The following is a 21,554-nucleotide window of genomic DNA, read 5'->3' as shown; positions in this document are numbered from 1 at the left end:
ACTCTACACAGGAAACGCTTAACCGACTCTTTAATCACAGGTAACCCTGAGCTAACATAGGCTACCTAAATTGCAGCAAAAATCAACAGGTAAAATATTCAACCCATGAGAACAAAACTGGCTTTGACAACAGTATTATTCCTGTCCGTCAGTCTGACCGCAACGGCTCAGGATCAATACAAAGCAAAATTCATTAATGCCTTTACCAGGTACATGAACTGGCCGGAACAAACAAGATCTGGTTTTTTTAATATTGGCGTGTATGGTTCTTTCGATCTGTATAAGCTAATATCAGAGGAAACCATGGGAAGAACTGTCGGCAAACAGAACATCTTAGCGATTAATATCATAAAAGAAGGTCAACTGGACCTCACAGACCTTCATATATTAGTGGTCGGAGAAAAATTCTGCACACCGGCTATCCTTCAAAAGATCTCTGCGCAACTCAAGGGGAAACACACACTGATAGTCACCGAGGAAGGTGGCGTACCCTTTGGCGCAGGTATTGGTTTTATTACAAAAGGCTCGTCTTTAGGTTTCACATATAATACTGAAAATATCAAAAAACAGGGAATAATGATCAGCAAACAGTTTGAAGCCATGGGGCAGGAAGCCAACTAAGTCTGCAAAATCAGCCCCGGTCCAGAACAAATAGCCTTAATCAGGTGTCTTAGATAAAAGGAGACATTCAAAATGAAAAAGATATTTGTAATAGTGCTGTTGGCTTTAATGTCCTGCTCTTCTGACGATGATGACGGAGACCTGGCGAGGTACGATTGCCTCAAGGGAGAAACTATTGGTAAGATCAGGTCTTCCGGAGGTGGCCTGGCCGTGAGCCTGGAAGACCCGATACCACTTTCTGTCACCTGGCAAGGGCATGCTAACGTGGTAGAACTGTTAAATATACCGGTAGATTTTAGAAAAGAAGGTGACGAGTTCTATTTTTCAGCCCGTGAAGCCAGCGAAGCCGAAAGAGGCCCTATCACTGCTGACGGGGATGAAACTATTGAGCTTATATTATACGGACAGAAGTTTGATGATTCAAGTTGCCCCGATTAATTAGTGCCTCTAAGAAAACTCTAAGTGGCTTTAAGAAAACGTTCCCGCCAAAGGGCGGGACGAAGTGCCAAAAAGCGGAGCGTACTGAGGTACGTGAGCATTTTTGGGGCGAGCGTAACGCAGACATTGGCGTTTTCTTAAAGTCACTAATTATTTATTGTGTCAACTTCTCGTATTTTTATGCCTTTACAGACCCAAAAACTTAAGGCATAAAAATGGTTGTACTTGTTACAGGAGCATCTTCCGGTATTGGTCAGGTAATCGCTGATCACCTCAGTAGTAAAGGACATGTGGTCTACGGCACATCAAGAAGCATTCAAACCGGTGAATACGGTTTTAATACTATCACGATGGACGTGACCGATATTTCAAGCGTAAGAACCGGCGTTGAATTAATAATACAGCAGCATGGACATATTGACGCGGTTATCAATAATGCAGGCATAGGTATATTGGGAGCCCTGGAATATATTCCTGCAGATGATATAAAGAAGCTGTTTAACACTAATGTTGTAGGTATGGTGAATGTATGTCAGGCTGTTATTCCTTTTATGAGAAAAAAAGGTGATGGCAAGATCATTAACATCAGTTCAATAGGTTCGGAGATGGGGCTGCCCTACCGGGCCCCATACAGCGCCAGCAAGGCTGCAGTTGACCGGCTTACCGAAGCTTTGAGAATAGAACTGGGAAGTTTTGGCATCCGGTTATGTAGCATTCAACCGGGAGGAGTGGCGACCGACATTGAGAAAAACCGCCTTAAAGCAGCTATGCCTTCGGATTCTCCTTATCAGGAAAGCTTCACAAGAGCTACCAAGGTGATCAACGACAGTGTAAGCAAAGGATTGGATCCGCGTGATATTGCGATTCTGGTAGAAAAGCTTATTCATGCCAAGAGGTTAAAAAGAACTTACCGGGTAGGTAAAACGAAGGAAAAATTTGCGGTGGTCATCAAAAGAATACTTCCTTCATTTTTGTTTGAAAATATGTTAAAAAAGAACTATCAAATATAGGGAGAGCTGCATTTCAAAGCTGACTGCCTGGTGTGGCTTACCACCCCTTTATGTTAAAAAAAGAAAACTCAAAGCAATAATAAAACCTACTCATGAGCCTCCCGGAACTGTTTTTGAACTTAAATGATGTATTTTTGATGTAGTACAAAACACAATACGGTGAGTCTTTGTAGTAGCCGTTGATTTTCATTTGATGGGTTTTATTGGAAAATTGGGTTTAGAATTTATTTTTCAACCCAACCCATACACCTATGAAACCAATTATTACAATTGGCTGGAATTCCTTTGGGAATCTGGTCAGAACTTTAGCCGGCCTGCTTCGGCAAACGTTTGCAAAAACAACCCCACTTAAAACCTATTTAACCTCGCTGTTTATAACAGTTTTATCATTTCAACTCAGTGCCCAGATCGTTCCGGTGGGTAGTGGCAGCTACACCACTGCATTTCCGGGCACTGATGAGGCAGGAAGAAATGAATTTCCCTCCGGTACTCCAAAGGTATCCGGAGTAGCCGCAACAAAACCGGTGCCTACCAATGACTGGTGGTCTAATCTGGTAAAGAATGACCATGGTGGACAGGCGTTTAACTACCCGCTGTCATTTAGGTCAGAAACCGAAGGTTTGGTTGTCAACTACACCATTCCTTTGTCTTCATCGGCAAACGAGTATCGCGAACCGATGAGTGCAGTGGACGCCATTAAAGTCGGTGTATCCGGCCTCAGCGCTTCACAATCTACTATTTCAGATTTCTCCGACTGGACTGTTACAGCCAACTGGGCTTCCGGTAGCAATAACTTCTCGGCCACCATGGGCATGGGTATGCCATTTGTATACTTCACCAAAGGATCGGGCAATACAGCCCGGGTAGAAGTGAACTTCAATGCACCGGGAGTATCCGTTTCCGGCAACAAGCTGTTGATACAGAACAACATGAATAATTCAAATTACGTGGTATTTGGACCGGCCGGCTCTACCTGGTCCGGTAGTGGTGGCGCATTCACTTCTTCACTAGCCGGAAAAAATTACTGGTCAATGGCCCTGGTGCCACCAGGAATGGATATTAATGCGTTCATTGCTAATTATGAGAAGTATGCCTATGTATTTCCGGCAGAAACGTCTGTCGACTGGAGCTACAATGAAAATACCTCAACGGTCACCACAACCTTTACCGTTACCCCTGATGTAAAAGAAGGAAGCTACAATGAGGCCTTGTTGGGTCTTCTCCCCCATCAATGGGCGCATCTGGGAGCTGGGTCTCCACAGCCCAGCCTGGCCACCTATCCGAGCGTAAGAGGTGAATTGAAGATGCTGGGCGGTAACTCCTTCACCGTGGAAAATAAGTTCAGTGGGGTACTCCCTACCCTGCCGGACCTGGCCAAATACAGCAATGGTTTCGACATCACCAGTCTTTACAACAAAGTAGATGGCATCAAGGGCGAAGGCCTTCCCGGCTGGACAGACTCTTACAACGAGGGACAGAATATGAACCGGCTGATCCAGGCCGCTCGCATTGCTGACCAAATCGGACATATTGAAGCCAGAGACAAACTGCTTGACACTGTGCAGGAGCGGCTCGAGGACTGGCTGACAGCCGAAGGTGGTGAAGTAGCTTTCTTGTTTTATTATAACGATACCTGGAATGCACTGCTGGGATACCCCGCCGGGCACAGACAGGATGTCAATTTGAACGATCACCATTTCCACTGGGGCTATTTCATCCATGCAGCCTCAGCTCTGGAGCAGTTTAGACCTGGATGGGCCAACAATTGGGGGGAAATGATCAATATGCTGGTAAGAGATGCCGGAAACCCAAGCAAAACTGACAGTATGTTCCCTTTCCTAAGGAACTTCAGTCCATACTCAGGCCATGCATGGGCCAACGGCTTTGCTACCGAACCTTTCGGCAACGACCAGGAGTCCACCTCAGAATCAATGCAATTCAATGCTTCTCTGATCCATTGGGGTACGATCACCAACAATACCGGGATCAGGGACCTCGGCATCTATCTTTATACAACCGAGATTACCGCCATCCAGGAATACTGGTTCGATATCCATGACAGAACCTTCCAGCCGGAATATGCCCATGAGATGATCGCCCGCATCTGGAATGCCGGCTACGACAATGGCACGTGGTGGACATCAGACATTGCTGCTTCGTATGGTATACAACTATACCCTATTCATGGTGGTGCGCTGTATATGGGATATGACCTGGATTACGTGCAGGAGGTATGGAATGGCATGACCTCAAAAACGCAAGTACTGAACAATGTGGCCAATCCTAACCTTTGGTATGACACCTACTGGAGCTTCCTGGCTTTTGTTGATCCCGAACAAGCCATAAGCCTGTACGACAGCTATCCCAACCGGGAAGTAAAAGTCGGAATTTCCGATGCACAAACCTACCACTGGCTACATACCATGAACGCACTGGGCCATGTAGCTAATGAAATAACTGCTGATTATCCTATCGCAGCGGTTTTTGATAAGAACGGTGAAAAAACTTATGTAGCGCATAACTATGGTAATTCTGCAATCACTGTACATTTCTCGGATGGCGCATCTTTATACGTTCCTGCCGGAGAAATGGCCACAAGCAAAGACACAGGAGCTTCCATTTCTATCAGCGCCCCCGGGGTGATTGCAGAGCCTTGTACTTCAGGCGTTAATAATAATTTTACGCTGGAAGCCAACGTCACAGGATCGGGCGTCTCCTATGTAGAATTTTTCCGTAACGGAGTCTCAATAGCCACAGACAATTCCGCACCATATGAGCTTCCGCAGTCGTTTTCCGCAGACGGTGTTTACACTTACATTGCAAAAGCTTATGTAGGCTCTGGTTTTGAAATTTCAAACATCTACCGCGTGATCGTGGGATTGGGTAGCCAGGAGCCCTATTCATCAGCACATGTAGTGCCTGGCACTTTTGAATCTGGTTGGTATGATAAGGGAGGAAATGGTATATCATATTATGATGTGGATCCAAATGTTTATGAAGCTAATTTCCGGCCTGAAGATGAGGTAGATGCCGCTACATCCACTTCTCAGGGGACCTCAATCGGATGGATAGCAGCCGGAGAATGGGTCGAGTATAGCCTTAATGCCACTTCAGGAAAGTATGATATAGCGTTGAACATAGCTTCCAATCAAGCACAAGGAGGCACAAGTGGCTCTGTAAGCCTTGATCTGGATTGTAATACCGTAGGCTTGGTTAATTCCACACCGCTCACAGGCAGTTGGGATAACTACGAGGCTGTAACAATCTCTGATGTCAATGTCCCTTCAGGCAGTCACATTCTCCGCATCACTTTTAATTCTGGAGTTTACAACCTGGGAAGAATTACATTCACCAGAACAGGCGATTATAATGGCGGCGGCAACACCCCTCCCACTACTCCGACAGGACTACAGGTAACCAACACAACCACCAGCAGCCTGAGCATCTCCTGGAATGCTTCAACGGATGCGGAAAATAACCTGAGCGGATATAATGTGTACCTCAACAATACGCTTGCAGATAATACCACCGGCACTTCCTACACTTTTACAGGATTATCACCAAACACATCCTATGATATGCAGGTAGAAGCTGTTGACAGCCAAAATGCTACTTCACCTCAGGCGTCAGTAGCAGGCACTACAAACCAGTCATCGGATGATGATGACGATGATGATGATAATGGTGATAATTGTAGCGCCACGGTAAATGCCGACTTCTCAGTCGATATCACAGGAGATGCAACTAATCCGTCAATGACCTTCGTACCGGAACGTTCCGGTGTGGCTTCTACTACTTGTATTCTTTACTACAGCACTTCACCGGACGGCGCTTACCCTGGCTACCTGGTATCGGCCAATACCCCGTACCAGATCAATGCCAGCGCGGGACAGACCATTTATTACTACTACACCTACAATGTGCCTGAAGGTGGTGAAAACAATACCTTCAACAACAAGCAGAATTTTGTAGTAGGAGAATGCGGCAACGGTGATACCAATACTGGAGTGCCCATCCCTGCCTTGATCCAGGCAGAGGATTATACTGAAATGAGCGGAATTCAGGTAGAAGAGACCTCAGATACAGATGGTGGACAAAATGTGGGATGGATAGACACTGGCGACTGGATGGAATATGAGATCAGTGTACCTGCTAGTGGCACCTATTATGTCAACTACAGGGTAGCCAGCGAAACAGCCGGTGGTGCCATAACTATTGCTCAAAACGGAACTGCACTTGAAACGACCAGCTTCAGCGCCACAGGAGGCTGGCAGGAATGGACAACCGTGAATACGACAGTAGCGCTTTCTGCCGGTGATCAGACTATCCGGCTTACGGCCACCGCTGGCGGGTGGAACTTCAATTGGTTTGAGTTCACTACTGATGCATCCGACACTACTTCCAATGGCAATGGCTGCAATGTGACCGTTAACGCAGATTTTTCAGTGGTGGTAAGTAATGATGCCAGCAACCCTTCTTTGACTTTTATACCTGTAAGATCAGGAGTAGGCGCACCAACATGCATTTTGTACTATGGTACATCTCCTACAGGTTCTTATCCGGGATATCTTGTTTCTGCTAATGCACCTTACCAGATCAATGCCAGCGCAGGACAAACTATATACTACTATTATACTTATAGTTTACCGGAGGGTGGTGAGAACAATACGCTCAACAATAAAAAGAGCTTCGTTGTGGGCAATTGCAGCGGAGGAAGCGGGGCCAGAACCGGCACTTTAGAAACCGAAGCGCTTAGAAAAGGCGGTCCGCAGTTTGAACATCTTGTTCTCTTCCCTAATCCTGCCAATGACAGGTTGACCATAGCCGGCCTTCCGGAAGACGTAACCGAAATAGCTGTGTATGACGCTACAGGCAGAGATCAGTTGATCTCCCGACCTGCCAGCGTGAAAGAGGTATCTCTCGATATCAGGCACCTTACAGAAGGGCTTCACTTTATCAGAATACAAACTAAAACTGATATTGTGACGCGGTCTTTTATTAAGAGGTAAATATTGAGAAGCACAGTCCCTGGCCTTGAGCCGGGGACTCTTCAATGCTCTTAAGTTAAAGCTCGTGACAGGCGAGATGACTGTACTTCTTAGAAGATTTCCTTTCTTAGCTTAAGAACATTACGGTACTCTGTAACAGGTCAGGAGACTATCATTTTATTGCTTTATAGCTGACAATCAGATTCTTATTAAAAAAAATACATCTAAAACCAATGCCGGGAAGCCACCCCTCCTCCCCGGCTTTTCACCAACTAAAAACAAACTCCTATGAAACATTTTCCTATTTATATAACGCACTTCTGTAGATTGACTTTAGCCGTGTTACTGCTGGCTTTAATATCTGGTACAGCCAGGGCACAGGTTTCCGTGCCATTTACCATAGAAAACAATTCTGAGGTGGCGGACGAAGAATATTTTGTAGCCATAGTAGGTGAAGACCTTGCTTCGCCGAGCAACCATATCTGGATAGATCCGGTCACTGGTTCTCAATTGCCTATGTCATCTTCATATAACACGGTTCAGGGGCCGGTTTACGGGGGCAATCAGGGTCCGGGGCTGAATGGCATGTATGCTGACTGCTTCAAAAGGCTCAGTGAAATACCGGATAAAACGGTGCTGGTCCCTCCCATTCAGGGTTGCAGGATCTATATCTCAAGAGGAGAACAACTGTATTTTTATTTTTTTGGCGCTTCAGGTGCTCCAAAAGGCTATACTGCCCCAAACCATACTGACCCCACGGACCCCAACCAGGGAATTGCCTATGAGATCATCGAATTGACTAATAACCAGTATGGTATGTTCGCCAATACCACACGGGTGGATGCCTATCAGTATCCTATCGGGATGGAGCTATATGGCGCTGACGGCTATTTTAAAAGGGTGGGTGAAGTGGCCGCTCACGAAGAAATTGTTGCAGCTTTTCAAGCCAGTGTCCCTGTGGAATTCCAGGGATGTCTTGACCCTGAAACGGGGAAAATCACGGCACCATCAAAAACACCGGAATTTGCCGATGGTTCCGTAGGCACCATGCCTGATCCCGGACCTTATGTTAATTACATGAAGCCATATATTGACGCTATTTGGGCAAAATATGCCACCGAAGACCTTATATTTGACTCGGGAGATGCCGGAGTATGGCAGGGGCGTGTGCAGGGAGAGCAACTGGTTATGGAGAGCATATCCCCTGCTTTTATGGGGCGAAAGGCTATCATTACCAGACGCCCAACCACCCAGGAAGCTTTTGAAGGCAAAGGGGTTTTGGATAACGTAGTGCAGGATGCTACTACCGATCTGCTGGTTCAGGCGCAGATCTGTGCCGCACTCAACCGCCACGTTATCGATGTCTCTACACCCAATGTAGGGTTGCAAGACTGGTCCGATGCCTCTACCTACTATCAACAGTCGCCTTGCAACCATTATGCCAAGTTCTGGCATCAACAGGGCATCAGCCTCAACCAGCTTTCCTATGGCTTTGCTTATGACGATGTATGGTCGTACTCATCGTCAGTTCACACACCGGAACCAACAAAAGTGATCATTAACCTGGGGCCATATGATGACACCCAGTGTACCCCCACTACCATTATCCCTTATTTGAGTATAAATGGAGCTGCTATGGAGCAGACGTCTTCCGCTTCACTTGACGCAGGTGGATCGGTGACACTCTCCCCTCAACCCGCAAGTAGTGGCTCTTGGAACTGGAGTGGTCCCAACAATTTCAGCGCTACCACCAGGGAAGTAGTCATTAGTAATATCCAGGCTACTGAAGCAGGCGACTACACAGCCAGATATAACAACACCGAAGGCTGCGAAAGTACTCAAACATTTTCCGTAACGGTGAATGGTGTTGGAGGTGATTGTAACACTGTGGTAAATGATGACTTCTCCGTCAATATCGGCAACGATGAGGGCGCCACATCCCTTACGTTTGTACCTGAAAGATCCGGAGTAGGCGCACCAACTTGTATCTTATATTACAGCACATCACCAGATGGCACTTATCCGGGTTACCTGGTTTCACCCGATGTGCCCTATCAGATCAATACCACTGCAGGACAAACCATTTACTACTATTACACCTACAGCCTGCCGGAGGGCGGAGAAAACAACACCCTTAACAACAAGCAAAGCTTTGTAGCCGGTGAATGTGGCGATGATGGAAACACAGGAAGTCATGTTGCTATTCCTGCTACCATACAGGCAGAAGACTATACTGCCATGAGTGGCATCCAGCTAGAAAGCACTACCGACACCGGAGGAGGACAAAACGTGGGATCGATAGATGCGGCAGACTGGCTGGAATATGAAATTAGCGTACCCGTCACCGGTACCTATGCTGTGAGCTACAGGGTGTCCAGCGAGAGCGCCGGGGGCAACATAACTATCGCTGAAAATGGAAACAGCTTGCAGACAACCTCTTTCAATGCCACAGGAGGATGGCAAAACTGGACTACCATCAGTACTACTGTTAATCTATCAGCCGGAGACCAGACCATCAGGCTTACGGCAAATTCGGGTGGCTGGAACATCAACTGGATTGAATTCAGCACTGAAACAACCAGCACCGGCTGCAATACAAACGTCAACGCAGATTTCTCCGTTGAAATTAGCAACAAAAGCAGCAATCCGTCATTAACATTTATACCGGAAAGATCAGGCGTGGGGTCATCAATAAGTATTTTATACTATAGCACCTCTCCTGACGGCACCTACCCTGGCTATACTGTTTCTCCCAATACTCCGTATCAGATCACCGCCTCTTCAGGGCAAACTATTTATTACTATTACACTTACAGCCTGCCGGAAGGAGGAGAAAATAATACGCTAAATAACAAAAAGAGCTTTGTTGTAGGCCAGTGTGGCAGTGGTAGTAGTGCAAGAACAGGCACCATGGAGGAGGAAGTTGAGAATAAAGGCAAACCAGCCTTCGCTCAAACTGTTTTGTTCCCAAACCCGGCTAACGACAGAGTAACCATAGCAGGATTGCCAGAAGATATAACCGAGATAAGGATCTATGATACCACTGGAAGAAATCAGATGATACTCAAGTATGAAAATCAGCAGGAAGTATCTTTAAACATTAGCCAGTTGGTGAACGGTCTTCATTTTGTGAAAATTCAGACAAAAAATGAGGTGGTGACTAAGTCTTTTATAAAGAAGTAAATTATGAGCAACTACTAAAATAGCATAGCCCCCGGACCTGTTCCGGGGCCCCAAACAAATAACATATGTAAGAGGTGACGCTACTACCTAAGCCAATGAAATGGAGCAGAAAAGCTGAACAGAGTTTCATGTGTATATAATTTATTTGCAATGGTAACATGGAATTCGCTACAAACTTTATTCGTCCTCGGTTGGTATAATTTCGGATGCTTAAAGTTTATGCTCATTTCATGGTGAGTTTTCAGAACTAATATAGTTATCATCTTTTCCACGGGGCCCCGGAACGGGTCCGGGGGCTAGTGCTCATTATCTTCAGTCTTCTGCTCTTTTCAGTCTTTTAGTAAAAATAGTTTATAAATATTTCAAACCTAAATCCAAAAACCAATGAAAACAATTAAACAAACACTCTTACTCCTGGCAGGCCTGGCCTTAAGCCATATCTGCCTTGCACAAACCTGGCAACTCGTTTGGCAGGATGAATTTACCAATGGTATCAGTTCCGACTGGGTTTTTGAAACAGGCAACGGTTCATCAGGATGGGGCAATAATGAACTCCAGTACTATCGAAGGGAAAATGCCACAGTTCAAAATGGAAATCTCGTGATCACCGCCAAGAGGGAAAACTACCGGGGTTATAACTACACCTCTGCCAGAATGAAAACGCAGGGTAGAAAGAACTTCCGGTACGGAAAGATCGAAGCCAGAATAGCGCTTCCTTCCAGCATGGGTCTATGGCCCGCCTTCTGGATGCTAGGCAGCAATATTACATCTGTTGGCTGGCCGGCTTGTGGTGAAATAGACATTATGGAACATGTAAATACCTCTCCCGACATCCATGGCACCATCCACTGGCAGGACCACAACGGCAATTATGCATCGTACGGTGGTCACACGGCCACAAATGTGACCGGATATCATGTATATTCCATTGAATGGAATGAAAGCACTATAAAATGGTTCCTGGATGGACAGCAATACCATGTAGTAGACATCAGCAATGGTGTGAATGGTACCGGAGAATTTCATAATGAATTCTTTTTACTGCTCAACATGGCCGTAGGTGGCAACTGGCCGGGATTCAATATTGACAATAATGCTCTCCCTGCCAGCATGTATGTGGACTATGTGCGTGTATATCAGGGAGGTGGCAGCAGCAATTTCTCTGTTTTTAAAGAAGCTGAGCAGTACAGCGCCATGAGTGGTGTACAAACCGAAAGCACCTCTGATACCGGTGGCGGCTTAAATGTCGGCTGGATAGATACCGGAGATTGGATGGCCTACAATAGTATTAATATTCCCTCCTCCGGCTATTACACCGTAGAATATCGTGTAGCCAGTATCAATGGAGGGCAGCTCTCCCTTGACCTGAACGGAGGCTCCGTTGTACTGGGTAGCCGGAGTGTTCCAGCAACGGGAGGTTGGCAAAACTGGACGACCATTTCACATTCGGTGTATATCAATGCCGGAACCTACAACTTTGGAATATATGCACAGTCAGGTGGTTGGAACATCAACTGGTGGCGAATTACTCAGCAGAATTCCTCCTCAGCTCGCATCGCCAACGGTACCATGGGTGAAAAAGCGATAGAAGAAGGGATTGTTGAATTTAAGCTCTACCCGAACCCGGCACATGATGTATTAAGGATACATTTCGGATCTACCGAAGCAAGCGGACGTATTGTAGACACCTCTGGAAGGGAAGTGTTAAAGATTAACAATATTAAGCCTGGTGACATAGTGGATATCTCCTCTTTAAATAGGGGGATGTACATCATAGAGATCAATACTGTGGAACAGGTCTTTTCTCAGAGGATCATAAAGGAGTAACCTCTTTGAAATGAAGAGGCTGTTAAAAGTCATCTTCTGACGTCATCCTGAACTTGATTCAGTATCCCCTGATTAGTTTCTGCTCATTTCCAGGGGATTCCAAATCAAGTTTGGAATGACGAGTGACTTTTGACAGCCTCTTCTATTACGCAATCAAAAACCAGCTATTTATTATAAAGGTTGTGTTTTGATCGGAGGACAAGTGTTTGTTAGATCACAGGCCACTTGAGTTTCACAATCTTCTGTTCTGCAAACACAAACTCCAGAGGCAGTACACAAATTCAACGACCGGGCTCCTCCTTTAATAGTATCATTGCTTCCAGGTTCGAAGGAAGTTACAAAGCTCTTTACTGAAAGGTCATTTAGGGTTAACTTGTTCTTTTTCATAGAATTACAGTTTTATTAGATTTAAATTTCCTCTAAAAGCAACATTATTTTGCTGTTCCTTTTTTGAGTTTAAGTATGATTCAAGTAAGACAATTCTCGCATCCGAAACAATACGAAACACGTGAACGACCTGAGAAATAGCGTGAACGACATATGGGCACAGGTCAATGAATTTGGGAGCCAATTACGGTCTGACACAAAGTGCATAAAATGAAGCTGCCCCGGCAAATAATTACCATGGGCAGCTTACTGTGAAATATGAAGAAACTATTACTACTTACTTACTACTATCCTTTCTGTTTTTACTTCATCCCCTATTTTGAGTTTCAACACATACACACCCTTTTTAAGGTTTTGAATATTATACCACTCAAAATATTCACCCCTATTATGTTCTCCTGTGTACAACTGCACTTCATTGTTTGGATCAAGCGCATCGTATACTGATACTTCTACCAAACTGTTGTCTGAATCTACACTATACTTAATGTATATCTCGTCTTTTGCCGGGTTAGGATAAACCAGGTTAGATTTATTAACAGACAGTCTTTCATCAGAAAACGGGGCTTTTGAAGATTTTGTAATGACAAACCGTTCACCCCCTTCCAGTGTTCTCTTTTCAGTATTCTGTTGCAACACATCAAGCAATACCTCTTCCCTATCTCCCACGTCAACCCTGAAAGCAAAATGCATGGAGAAGGTTTCCTGATCATTGATCTCGATGCCATAAATAGTGGCTTTTGGAGAGGCGATGAACAGCATATTTTCATCAATGATCTTAATGTCCTGAAGTTCTGCTTTCTTGATGCGTTCAAAAAATTCAGGCTCTACTTTTACATATATCTCCCCTCCGCGATCAAAGAATGGCTTCTCTATTCTGTCATTAAAACCGCGATCGTAAAACCGGAGATTGATCTTACTCCATCCGCGTTGGACTCCTCTTATGTAAAGACTGGTAAAGTAACTATCGCTATCATTATTATACACCTGCACATTCTTCCATACAATGTTGTTATTGTTTTTCACATTAATACTCACCCCCACTCCATTTTGCTCATTAAACATGGGGTCTGCCGGAGATTCGATACGTGCGAGCAGACAGAAGTGGTGTATATCGTTAACAAAATCACCGGGATTGGGTGGATACCAGGGTATTTCTATTATCGTGGTGCCGCCCGGCGGAATCGGAGGAACAGACACAGTGTTTACCTTATCGCCATTCAGCACCCCGGAGAGTGTGTAGTTGGTCCAATGATTGGGCCATACCAGGCCTGTAGATGCTTTCGAAAAATACAGCGAAAGATTTGCGCATTCGCTGGTAACAGAGCTGTTATTTCGCACCCTGACGTACACACCATTAGGAGAAAACATCTTATACTCAGGGTTTTCATGAGCCAGGCCCCCATCTAAGTTCTGACGTACCCAAATGTCTTCACTGATCCACATAGGGCCACCATCCGGATTAGGTTCTGCACCGGTATCAAAGGGGCGATCCTTTGAGTAAAGATCAAACTCACTTCCGGCAGGTAATAACTGCTGAGCCAGCTCCACGGCAGCTTCTGCATCTACAAGCCCATAGCCCATTTCATTATGCCATGTACCATTAGGCCTGCCCATAGTGTTGGCATAGGCATAACCGCCAACCTTTCTGGCTGTCTGCTCAATAATATCTTCTACCTCATCATGTGTCAGACATGGGTTTACAGATAAAATCAATGCCGCTACACCGGCCACCATGGGGCAGGCAGATGAAGTACCGTTAAACCAGACCGTATAGTTTTGATCACCGTAATCAGCAGCTAAAATGGTGCCTCCATTGAGCGGATGTATGGCAGTGCCTGTATTGTATCCTGTAGCCCCTTGTCTGTCTGTGGTAGATATCAACACACCCGGAGCCACTACATCCAACTGGGCTCCAAAGTCACTTCCCCAACCCTCACCATCGCATGACAAAGGACTTTTTCTCTCTCCGCAGGGGCTCATTGCTCCTACTGCAATAATGTCGGGGTTGCTGTTGGCAGGGTAACCAACATTACCATTGCCATTGCCGGCTGAGAAAACAATAATAGTACCCAAACCTCCACGCCCATTCGTTAGCGCATTAGTGATGGCGTTATCAATAATAGCATATTGAACACCCGAACCCCAGGAATTGCTGATTACATCGGCACCATTTTGCCAGGCCCAGTTAATACCGTCAGCCCTCCTTTGTCTTGAATTGGGTGTACCCACAAGAGAGTTGCTCACCGACATTAGCCGTGCGTTAGGCGCCACACCGGTAACACCTGTATTATTATCACCCGTTGCAGCTATAATACCGGCACAAGCGGTGCCATGGCTGCCCAACAAAAGGGCAGGACTAGTGCCTGATTCCGTATCAAAACCGGTTCCAAAGGTATTTCCCTGTAAGTCGGGATGATTCATTTCAAATCCATGGTCTAAAACAGCCACCACCACATCTCTGCTGCCTTTAGTAATATCCCAGGCGCCCAAAGCACGGATATCCATACCAGCAATACCTCCATAATGACCGGTATTCGTCAGTCCCCATTGATCAACGTAGAACGGATCGTTGGGTACATGAACCAGGTCGTCCTCCATGAAATCGGGTTCTGCATGTTCGAATAATCCCGATTCATAGAAACGATTGGCCTGCTCCAGCGCATTTAATTTTGCATCCGGTACAGTTTTCATAGTATACCACAATGGCATGAACTTATTTTGCCCGACAATCTCGGATCCGAGCTCCGCTGCCATTTTTTCCAGTCGGCTGAAGTCTCGTTCGTGCTTTAGCTTCACATAAAAGTAGTCGGACAAGCCTAATTTGTCCTTGTTTTCATTTTTGAAATACGGAGAAGCATTCTTAATACTTTCGTCTCTTTCCAACTGCTCTAAATACAGCAAATATTCTTCAGAACTAAGTTTTTCAGAAAGCCTAAGTTCTGCCCAATTGGTAATACCTGAATTGGCCGTTTTGGAGACAGACTTCAGCGTTTGAGCGGAGTTGTCCGTACCAAACTTGCTAATCTGAATGTTCCTGTTTATCATCGTTTTCAACTCCAAGGAATCCGATATACTTGTTGAAGTCACCACATAAACGTATCCGGTGTTCAGCTCAAGCCTTTGTTTCTCCCCTTTATAGTAATAGAAATAATCCTGCGCGTAAATGATTGATGTAGAAGTAAGCAGGATACACGCCAGAAGCAGAAGCTTCAGCACCCAGTCTACGTCCCAATACCGGGAGTGTCGTAGTGTGTAAAATTTAGGTATCATGGTTTGTTGGTTTTTGAATTACTCTTACTCTGTTGCAGCTTTTCAGAATCCGCTGTACTGAAATTCGCTTTCAGTTGGTTTTAGTAATTCAAAATTAGTTGTTGCCATAGGCGGGTAACAGAGGAAAACGACCCGAAATAAAAGGGAATAATCCCCTTTAGTTTTTTGTTGATCGCGACTACAAACTACAGGGAGTGTGATGCTCAGTAAGAACGTCATCCCGCCAGTCTCAATATTGAGCGGAATTAAACCACCACGTCATCCTGGAATCTCCCGATCGGCCTGAAGCTAAAGTTCCCGACACTGTCAATAGTGGGTAGATCCCGGATCTTCACTGCGTTACGTCCGGGATGATGCCATGTAGACACCGATATCTGCTAAAAGATAAATGTTCCGACTGTCAATCGAAACATAATCTACACCTTATACAGATCATTTTTTATAGCATAGATCACCAGGCCAATTCTGCTTTTTACCTGCAACTTTTCAAAGAGAGATTCCCTATAGCCATCTATAGTCTTAGGGCTTAAAAACATATCACCGGCTATTTCCTTGTAAGTCTTTTCCGTACAAACGAGCTTCAGGAATTCTATCTCCCTCTCCTTAAGGTGTATTTCAGGTGGTTCACTTTTATGGAGGGAACTCAAAACAGTATTTGTTATCCTGTCAGAATAATAAAAACCCTTTTGAGTTACGTCATTCAGAGCCGTGCGAAAGGTATCCGGGTGTATATCTTTAAGCAAGTATCCCTTTGCCCCGGCCCTCAGCATTTTGATGATTGTCCCTTCATCATCATCCATAGATAGCGCCAGCACGCGGATGTCAGGGTGACTGTTGTTAATCCGCTGCATGGTTTCAATACCGTTCATCACCGGCATATTTATGTCCATGAGCGCTATATCCGGTATACTCTCCGTATCTTCCAATTTTTCCAGAAGCTCATGCCCGTTTTTTACGTGATACAATACTTTGAAATGATCAAATGTATTTACAAGGTTTTCAAGGGCTTGCGCAAAAAGCACATGATCATCAACAATTACCACTGAATAGTCATCCATATTAAGTTTCCTTTAGATTATATTTTAGCAAAAGCTTAACCCCTTTCTCAGGAGCACTATGAATGGCATAGTCCGCTCCGATAAGTTCAGCACGGCTTTCCATGTTCATCAAACCAGAGCCTTTTGTCACATCCGAATGGTTAAACCCGATACCATCATCTTCTGCAGAAATTACCAGCGTTTGAGATTGATATTCAAGGTCCACTACTAATGAACGAGCTTTTGAATGTTTAATAACATTAGCAAAAAACTCTTGTAATATCCTAAAGATAATGATCTCATCTTTATCCTTAACAGGACGTTCATTTCCATGAATATTGAGCGTGGCCTTAAGGAAATTAAGCTTATTGAATCGTTCCAGCTCAAGCTCTATGGAGCGCACCAGGCCTATTTCACGTATTACCTCAGAGTTGAGCGTCTTTGATAGCAGCCTTATTTCTTTTAAACAATCGCCCACCAATTCGCTGATGTCAGCAGCTTCACTTTTATGATCGTCCTGAAGCTTGGCGTGTAATATATTCAGTTGCATCCGTACTATGGACAGTAACTGGCCGATGTTGTCATGCAGTTCCCATCCGATATTCTTAAGGGCTTGCTCCTGTATCTCCATTTGAGATTTTGCAATCTCTTCTTCAAAATGTTTCTCTGCTTGTATATACTGGTTTTTTCTGGTCTGAAAAATTCCAAACAAAAAAATAATGATCATTACCAGGATCAGTAATGTAATAGTAGCCGCTAAAATAACCTCATGCTCCATATTACATTATTCATAGTTCATAGCCCGGCAGCGCTTGCTATTCACTCATTTAGTCTGACAACTTTTTACTAACAATAAAGCCAATGCTAAAGCAACCGTACATCATCAGATTTAGTGTAAAGATAATAAAGGACCAGATGGAAGAACTGCGAAAAGCCGGAAGAAAATTAAGACTGATAATATATGGAATGATGGCCGTATAGTATAAAAACAGTCCCACGCTTATCCAGAACATCAGATACCTCTTAAAGTACAGTACCTTTTCTGTGTTTAAAATTTCCACAAAAAACAAACCTATTGTAAGAATGAGCAATATTGCTCCGATAGTGAATGGGTATGAATGAAATGGCGTGGTAAGCATCAACCCCTGTATCCATAAAAAATTGACGGTTACGGACAGAATGAATGCGATCAGAAAAAAAAACACCAGGCGTTTGTAACGCGCAGTATTAATGATCTTGTAGTAAAGCAGAAAAAAATATATGTACAATATTGAAGTCAATACATTATAAATAAAATTATTCTGAAACCTGATGTCGTTATAATGCTTCAATGCCCACATGGTGAACTCCACGCCAACTACAAACCATAAGAGAAACAAAAAGTACCTCAAAAACGAATGAGAGTACTTTTTGTAAAAAACGGATCCTAAGATCGCGGTAATAAGTTCAAGAAACTTAATCAGCCCTAATAGACTCATTTATTTGATTTTCCTTTTTAATAATTTTCGCAGTTGGGTTCACACATCTCGCCCATATTAGCTATAGAACTGATGGTGGCTTCAGCCACTCGCATAAGCATAGCTCCCTGCTTTACTTCTTTACCATTAATCCTTTTGGCATCCATGCCTCCAACGATGATCTCGTGTATCGGAAGCGGTTTGCCATCATCGCCAATATGCAGCGGATCAAATGCAATATGCCGCTTGGCTTCCTTATCATAATATGTAGGCACATACATATACGTCTGATAACCGCTATATTTACCATCCTCACCCTCAGGGTAAGCCACATAATACATACGAAGGCCCGAAATAGGAATACGCACCTTTCTCGCCTCGCGCTCCAGATAGGCAATGTAATTTTTATAAAAACCTATAGAATGCCATCCATAGCTGGCATCTTCTTCGCCATCCTTCAAATTGGCAAGTGCCTCCGCACGTTCACGATACGCCTTATACATTTCATGGGCACGTTCCAGGGTTATTGTTTCTTCAGGTCGTTTCCGACCTCTTTCATCTTCAGAGGTTTCAGGCTGTTCATTATCCTGTCTTTCTTCATCTTTTTGGGCAGTTCTGTCGCAACCGGCAGAAAGAAGAACTGCGACTAACAAAAAAAACAAGCCATACAGGCCATTCATTTTAGTTTTCATTGCTTTTGGTTAGGTTTTAGCTAAATAATTAATTATTGCTGTTAAAATTAGTGATAATAACATGAAAATGGTGCTGGTAAACCGGAAAAAGGGTAATTTTCCCCTGTCCAATCGAACTCCCATGATGATTGTAAATGACAACTTTCTTAGTCAGTTGGCCTCTTACCGACAGCAACTATCAATAATGCAGGCCATCCCATGCGACCTCAAACACGAAGAAGTCAGGCTCAACAATGAAGGCCGGCCCGTAAAGCTTGGCCACCCGGATGTAACTTCTTATGAAAGATTGGGCTTTTGCAATGCAGAACTTCGCCATAGCAACATAACCTGCGCTCACACACAGTCGAGAAATATTATAAGACAAGCCCTGGCAGCGCTAAAGAAAACAGATCCGGATTCGATATACGGTTACGAGGCGTTGGAGGATCAACTCAACGCGCTAGAAGACACCATCCATCAACTGGATATTCTAAAGGGTGATGAGGATAAATCATTAGCTATCCTTTTAGAACAGGGACCTGCGAAAGATATTGAAGACATAAATGAGATACAAGTAAGAATTGAAGACATAAAACTCCGTCACAGAGAGAAGGTGACAGCCCTGGATCAATTAAAAAGGAAGGTCATCCTGGAGATAGACCGGGCATTAAAATAGCGCTTATCCAGTTCAAAATATATTATAGCTACCGCTTGTGTACGCATGTACCATTTTATCAGATATTTGTCTTTTATCTGTCAAAAAGATTAGTAGTTTTCAGGCAAATATTATTACTAAAACTAAAAACTTACCAACTACATGGAAGAATACATGGCTACCATTATGGGCTGGGCTCCTAATTTTGCCCCGAGAAACTGGGCATTTTGTGCCGGACAAACCCTCTCGATCTCATCAAACACCGCTCTCTTTTCCCTGATAGGCACTACCTATGGAGGAAACGGGCAGACTACTTTTAACCTGCCTGACCTAAGAGGGCGCGTACCTGTTGGTGCAGGGCAGGGACCAGGAACCAGCGATTACCGGCTGGGGCAAATGGGTGGCTCAGAAACAGTTACGCTGACAGTAGCACAGCTCGCACCTCATACACACGAGGCTGCAACCAGTGGTCTTTCTGCTACGATACAAGCTTCAGATCAGGCTGCTACGGAATCTGTGCCTGGTACAAATGGTGCTACTACGTTAGCAGCTCCCTTGGCTAATGGCAGACCTGCACAAGCTTACAATAGTGCCGCGCCCAATGTTACCTTGAATACGGGTGGACAAGTTTCTGGCAATGTTACTATTAACCCAACAGGCAGCGGTCAGCCTATTGGTCTCGTGCAGCCTTACCTGGCCATCAACTTTATAATTTGTATTGCTGGAGTTTTCCCTCCACGGAATTGATCGGGAGGAGCAAGATCATATTTTTTCTACACTTTCATCAAACAAAGCTTGGCCGGGTTTCCGGCCTGCTTTATTTTTAAAACTATAAGAATGCGACAAGTAAAGATTGGATGTTTATTACCGGTTTCCGGTGTAATGCCTTCCATGTCCAAAGATTTTAAGAATGGCGTGGAGTTGGGGCTGGCGAATGACTCCGGCCTGGAAATCGAGATCATTCCCGAACTTATCAACCAGGGGCAGATACAAAACGTGAGCGATGCCATCAATAAACTGTGTAGCTATCATGATGTTGATATTCTAACAGGTATCGTTTCCTCACTTGCCATCAGGGAGCTGCTGGATACCATTAATGCTAAACGTATCCCTTTTATATTTAATAACGTAGGCGAATACGTTCCTTCAAAAAGAATTGATTCCCCTTACTTATTCCATAACAGCCTGCACCTCTGGAGGAGCCAATGGGCTATGGGCAAGTGGGCGCAGGAACAATACGGAGGTACGCCTGCTATCTGCTTCTCTATTTATGATGGCGGTTACCACCTGCACGAAGCCTTTCGTATCGGAACTTTAGCAGGGGGAGCATCCACCGCGCAGATCAATATGCTACCGCTCGTGCCAAACCAGGTGGATACCAGTGCGCTAATTCAGCTTATTGAACAGCAAAAACCGGCACATGTACATGCTGTTTTATGTGGTGTAGATGGTAAGGATTTCATCAAAAGATATAAGGAAGCCGGTTTTCTGGGTAAGATCCCGTTAACGGCTTGTCCTTTCCTGGTAGAGGACGGGCTAACCTCGGATATTGAAGATTTGGTAAACAATATTCCCAACAGCATTTCATGGTCATACACACTGAAAAGCATGGAAAACGAAGCTTTCATAGATGTTTATGAAAAATCTTACATCAGAAAACCATCTGTCTTTAGCGTGCTGGGTTACGAATCAGGTCTGGCTATAATTCATGCATTGAGCACAGCGGAAGCCGAAAGCATTGCCCTGGAAAAGACACTTACTGACACCAGGATCAGGGGTCCGAGAGGAATGGTTGTATTGGGAAATACTTCGGCCAGTGATGAGGTCGGGGTTTACTTCCGGAAGCCATATACGGAAGAAAAAAGCCCGGTGAACAAAGTGATCTCAACGTTGCAAAGTGTCAACAGGGAAGACGCCCAAATGGCGCTGGTAGCTGAAAACGGTATTTCCGGGTGGCAAAACCCTTATTTGTGTATTTAGTTAGGCAATTGGCTTTATGAAAAACTT

General features: G+C 44.6%; 15 protein-coding genes. 9 read left to right on the top strand and 6 right to left on the bottom strand.

The window, feature by feature from the left end:
• Positions 1–105 precede the first annotated feature (105 nt).
• From C900_RS00795 to C900_RS27945, 6 genes are all read left to right on the top strand, one after another.
• The gene (locus tag C900_RS00795) at positions 106–621 is read left to right on the top strand and encodes a YfiR family protein (protein ID WP_009577607.1); all 516 of its coding nucleotides are present in this window, start codon (positions 106–108) and stop codon (positions 619–621) included.
• 72 nt (positions 622–693) lie between these two features.
• Complete coding sequence (locus C900_RS00790) at positions 694–1,059, top strand: hypothetical protein (protein WP_009577606.1); 366 nt, start codon at positions 694–696, stop codon at positions 1,057–1,059.
• 215 nt (positions 1,060–1,274) lie between these two features.
• A complete protein-coding gene (locus C900_RS00785) occupies positions 1,275–2,069 on the top strand; it encodes an SDR family oxidoreductase (RefSeq protein ID WP_009577605.1) in 795 nt (264 codons plus the stop codon).
• Positions 2,070–2,320: 251 nt separating this feature from the next.
• Positions 2,321–7,078: a glycosyl hydrolase gene (locus tag C900_RS27955; protein WP_009577604.1), complete on the top strand. Its 4,758-nt coding sequence runs from the start codon at positions 2,321–2,323 to the stop codon at positions 7,076–7,078.
• A 267-nt stretch (positions 7,079–7,345) separates the two neighbouring features.
• On the top strand, positions 7,346–10,240 hold the full coding sequence (locus C900_RS27950) for a beta-1,3-glucanase family protein (RefSeq protein ID WP_009577603.1): 2,895 nt from the start codon (positions 7,346–7,348) through the stop codon (positions 10,238–10,240).
• Positions 10,241–10,624: 384 nt separating this feature from the next.
• Complete coding sequence (locus tag C900_RS27945) at positions 10,625–12,067, top strand: carbohydrate-binding protein (RefSeq protein WP_009577602.1); 1,443 nt, start codon at positions 10,625–10,627, stop codon at positions 12,065–12,067.
• 171 nt (positions 12,068–12,238) lie between these two features.
• Here C900_RS27945 and C900_RS30995 read toward each other — a convergent pair whose 3' ends face one another.
• The 6 genes from C900_RS30995 to C900_RS00745 all read right to left on the bottom strand — a co-directional run bounded on the left by C900_RS30995 (position 12,239) and on the right by C900_RS00745 (position 18,913).
• On the bottom strand, positions 12,239–12,454 hold the full coding sequence (locus C900_RS30995; protein WP_221408099.1) for a pinensin family lanthipeptide: 216 nt from the start codon (positions 12,452–12,454) through the stop codon (positions 12,239–12,241).
• 273 nt (positions 12,455–12,727) lie between these two features.
• On the bottom strand, positions 12,728–15,727 hold the full coding sequence (locus C900_RS30775; protein WP_009577601.1) for a S8 family serine peptidase: 3,000 nt from the start codon (positions 15,725–15,727) through the stop codon (positions 12,728–12,730).
• Positions 15,728–16,143: 416 nt separating this feature from the next.
• A complete protein-coding gene (locus C900_RS00760) occupies positions 16,144–16,785 on the bottom strand; it encodes a response regulator transcription factor (RefSeq protein ID WP_009577599.1) in 642 nt (213 codons plus the stop codon).
• Between the two features lies 1 nt (position 16,786).
• Entirely contained in the window at positions 16,787–17,542 is a 756-nt protein-coding gene (locus C900_RS00755) for a sensor histidine kinase (RefSeq protein WP_009577598.1), read from the bottom strand.
• Positions 17,543–17,591: 49 nt separating this feature from the next.
• On the bottom strand, positions 17,592–18,242 hold the full coding sequence (locus C900_RS00750; protein WP_009577597.1) for a hypothetical protein: 651 nt from the start codon (positions 18,240–18,242) through the stop codon (positions 17,592–17,594).
• A 17-nt stretch (positions 18,243–18,259) separates the two neighbouring features.
• Positions 18,260–18,913 (bottom strand): hypothetical protein, encoded by a 654-nt coding sequence (locus tag C900_RS00745; protein ID WP_040495073.1) that lies wholly within the window; start codon positions 18,911–18,913, stop codon positions 18,260–18,262.
• Between the two features lie 121 nt (positions 18,914–19,034).
• Between C900_RS00745 and C900_RS00740 the strand changes: the two genes are divergently transcribed.
• The 3 genes from C900_RS00740 (at position 19,035) to C900_RS00730 (ending at position 21,527) form a co-directional block, all read left to right on the top strand.
• Positions 19,035–19,568, top strand: a complete 534-nt coding sequence (locus tag C900_RS00740) for a hypothetical protein (protein ID WP_157493834.1) — start codon at positions 19,035–19,037, stop codon at positions 19,566–19,568.
• 141 nt (positions 19,569–19,709) lie between these two features.
• A complete protein-coding gene (locus C900_RS00735; RefSeq protein WP_009577594.1) occupies positions 19,710–20,294 on the top strand; it encodes a phage tail protein in 585 nt (194 codons plus the stop codon).
• 90 nt (positions 20,295–20,384) lie between these two features.
• Positions 20,385–21,527 carry an ABC transporter substrate-binding protein gene (locus tag C900_RS00730; protein WP_083867399.1) on the top strand — a complete coding sequence of 381 codons (1,143 nt, stop codon included), beginning with the start codon at positions 20,385–20,387 and terminating at the stop codon, positions 21,525–21,527.
• The last annotated feature ends 27 nt before the right edge of the window (positions 21,528–21,554 follow it).

The sequence above is a fragment of the Fulvivirga imtechensis AK7 genome (assembly GCF_000331535.1).
GTDB classification, from domain to species: domain Bacteria; phylum Bacteroidota; class Bacteroidia; order Cytophagales; family Cyclobacteriaceae; genus Fulvivirga; species Fulvivirga imtechensis.
This window is presented reverse-complemented; position numbering and strand designations above follow the sequence as displayed.

Excerpts from the sequence above, each read along its gene's own strand:
- C900_RS00730 (WP_083867399.1), top strand. The coding sequence starts at position 20,385 with ATGCGACAAGTAAAGATTGGATGTTTATTACCGGTTTCCGGTGTAATG.
- C900_RS00755 (WP_009577598.1), bottom strand. The coding sequence starts at position 17,542 with ATGGAGCATGAGGTTATTTTAGCGGCTACTATTACATTACTGATCCTG.
- C900_RS30775 (WP_009577601.1), bottom strand. The coding sequence starts at position 15,727 with ATGATACCTAAATTTTACACACTACGACACTCCCGGTATTGGGACGTA.
- C900_RS27945 (WP_009577602.1), top strand. The coding sequence starts at position 10,625 with ATGAAAACAATTAAACAAACACTCTTACTCCTGGCAGGCCTGGCCTTA.
- C900_RS27955 (WP_009577604.1), top strand. The coding sequence starts at position 2,321 with ATGAAACCAATTATTACAATTGGCTGGAATTCCTTTGGGAATCTGGTC.
- C900_RS00735 (WP_009577594.1), top strand. The coding sequence starts at position 19,710 with ATGGAAGAATACATGGCTACCATTATGGGCTGGGCTCCTAATTTTGCC.
- C900_RS00745 (WP_040495073.1), bottom strand. The coding sequence starts at position 18,913 with ATGAAAACTAAAATGAATGGCCTGTATGGCTTGTTTTTTTTGTTAGTC.
- C900_RS30995 (WP_221408099.1), bottom strand. The coding sequence starts at position 12,454 with ATGAAAAAGAACAAGTTAACCCTAAATGACCTTTCAGTAAAGAGCTTT.
- C900_RS00790 (WP_009577606.1), top strand. The coding sequence starts at position 694 with ATGAAAAAGATATTTGTAATAGTGCTGTTGGCTTTAATGTCCTGCTCT.
- C900_RS00795 (WP_009577607.1), top strand. The coding sequence starts at position 106 with ATGAGAACAAAACTGGCTTTGACAACAGTATTATTCCTGTCCGTCAGT.
- C900_RS00740 (WP_157493834.1), top strand. The coding sequence starts at position 19,035 with ATGATGATTGTAAATGACAACTTTCTTAGTCAGTTGGCCTCTTACCGA.
- C900_RS00760 (WP_009577599.1), bottom strand. The coding sequence starts at position 16,785 with ATGGATGACTATTCAGTGGTAATTGTTGATGATCATGTGCTTTTTGCG.
- C900_RS00785 (WP_009577605.1), top strand. The coding sequence starts at position 1,275 with ATGGTTGTACTTGTTACAGGAGCATCTTCCGGTATTGGTCAGGTAATC.
- C900_RS00750 (WP_009577597.1), bottom strand. The coding sequence starts at position 18,242 with ATGAGTCTATTAGGGCTGATTAAGTTTCTTGAACTTATTACCGCGATC.
- C900_RS27950 (WP_009577603.1), top strand. The coding sequence starts at position 7,346 with ATGAAACATTTTCCTATTTATATAACGCACTTCTGTAGATTGACTTTA.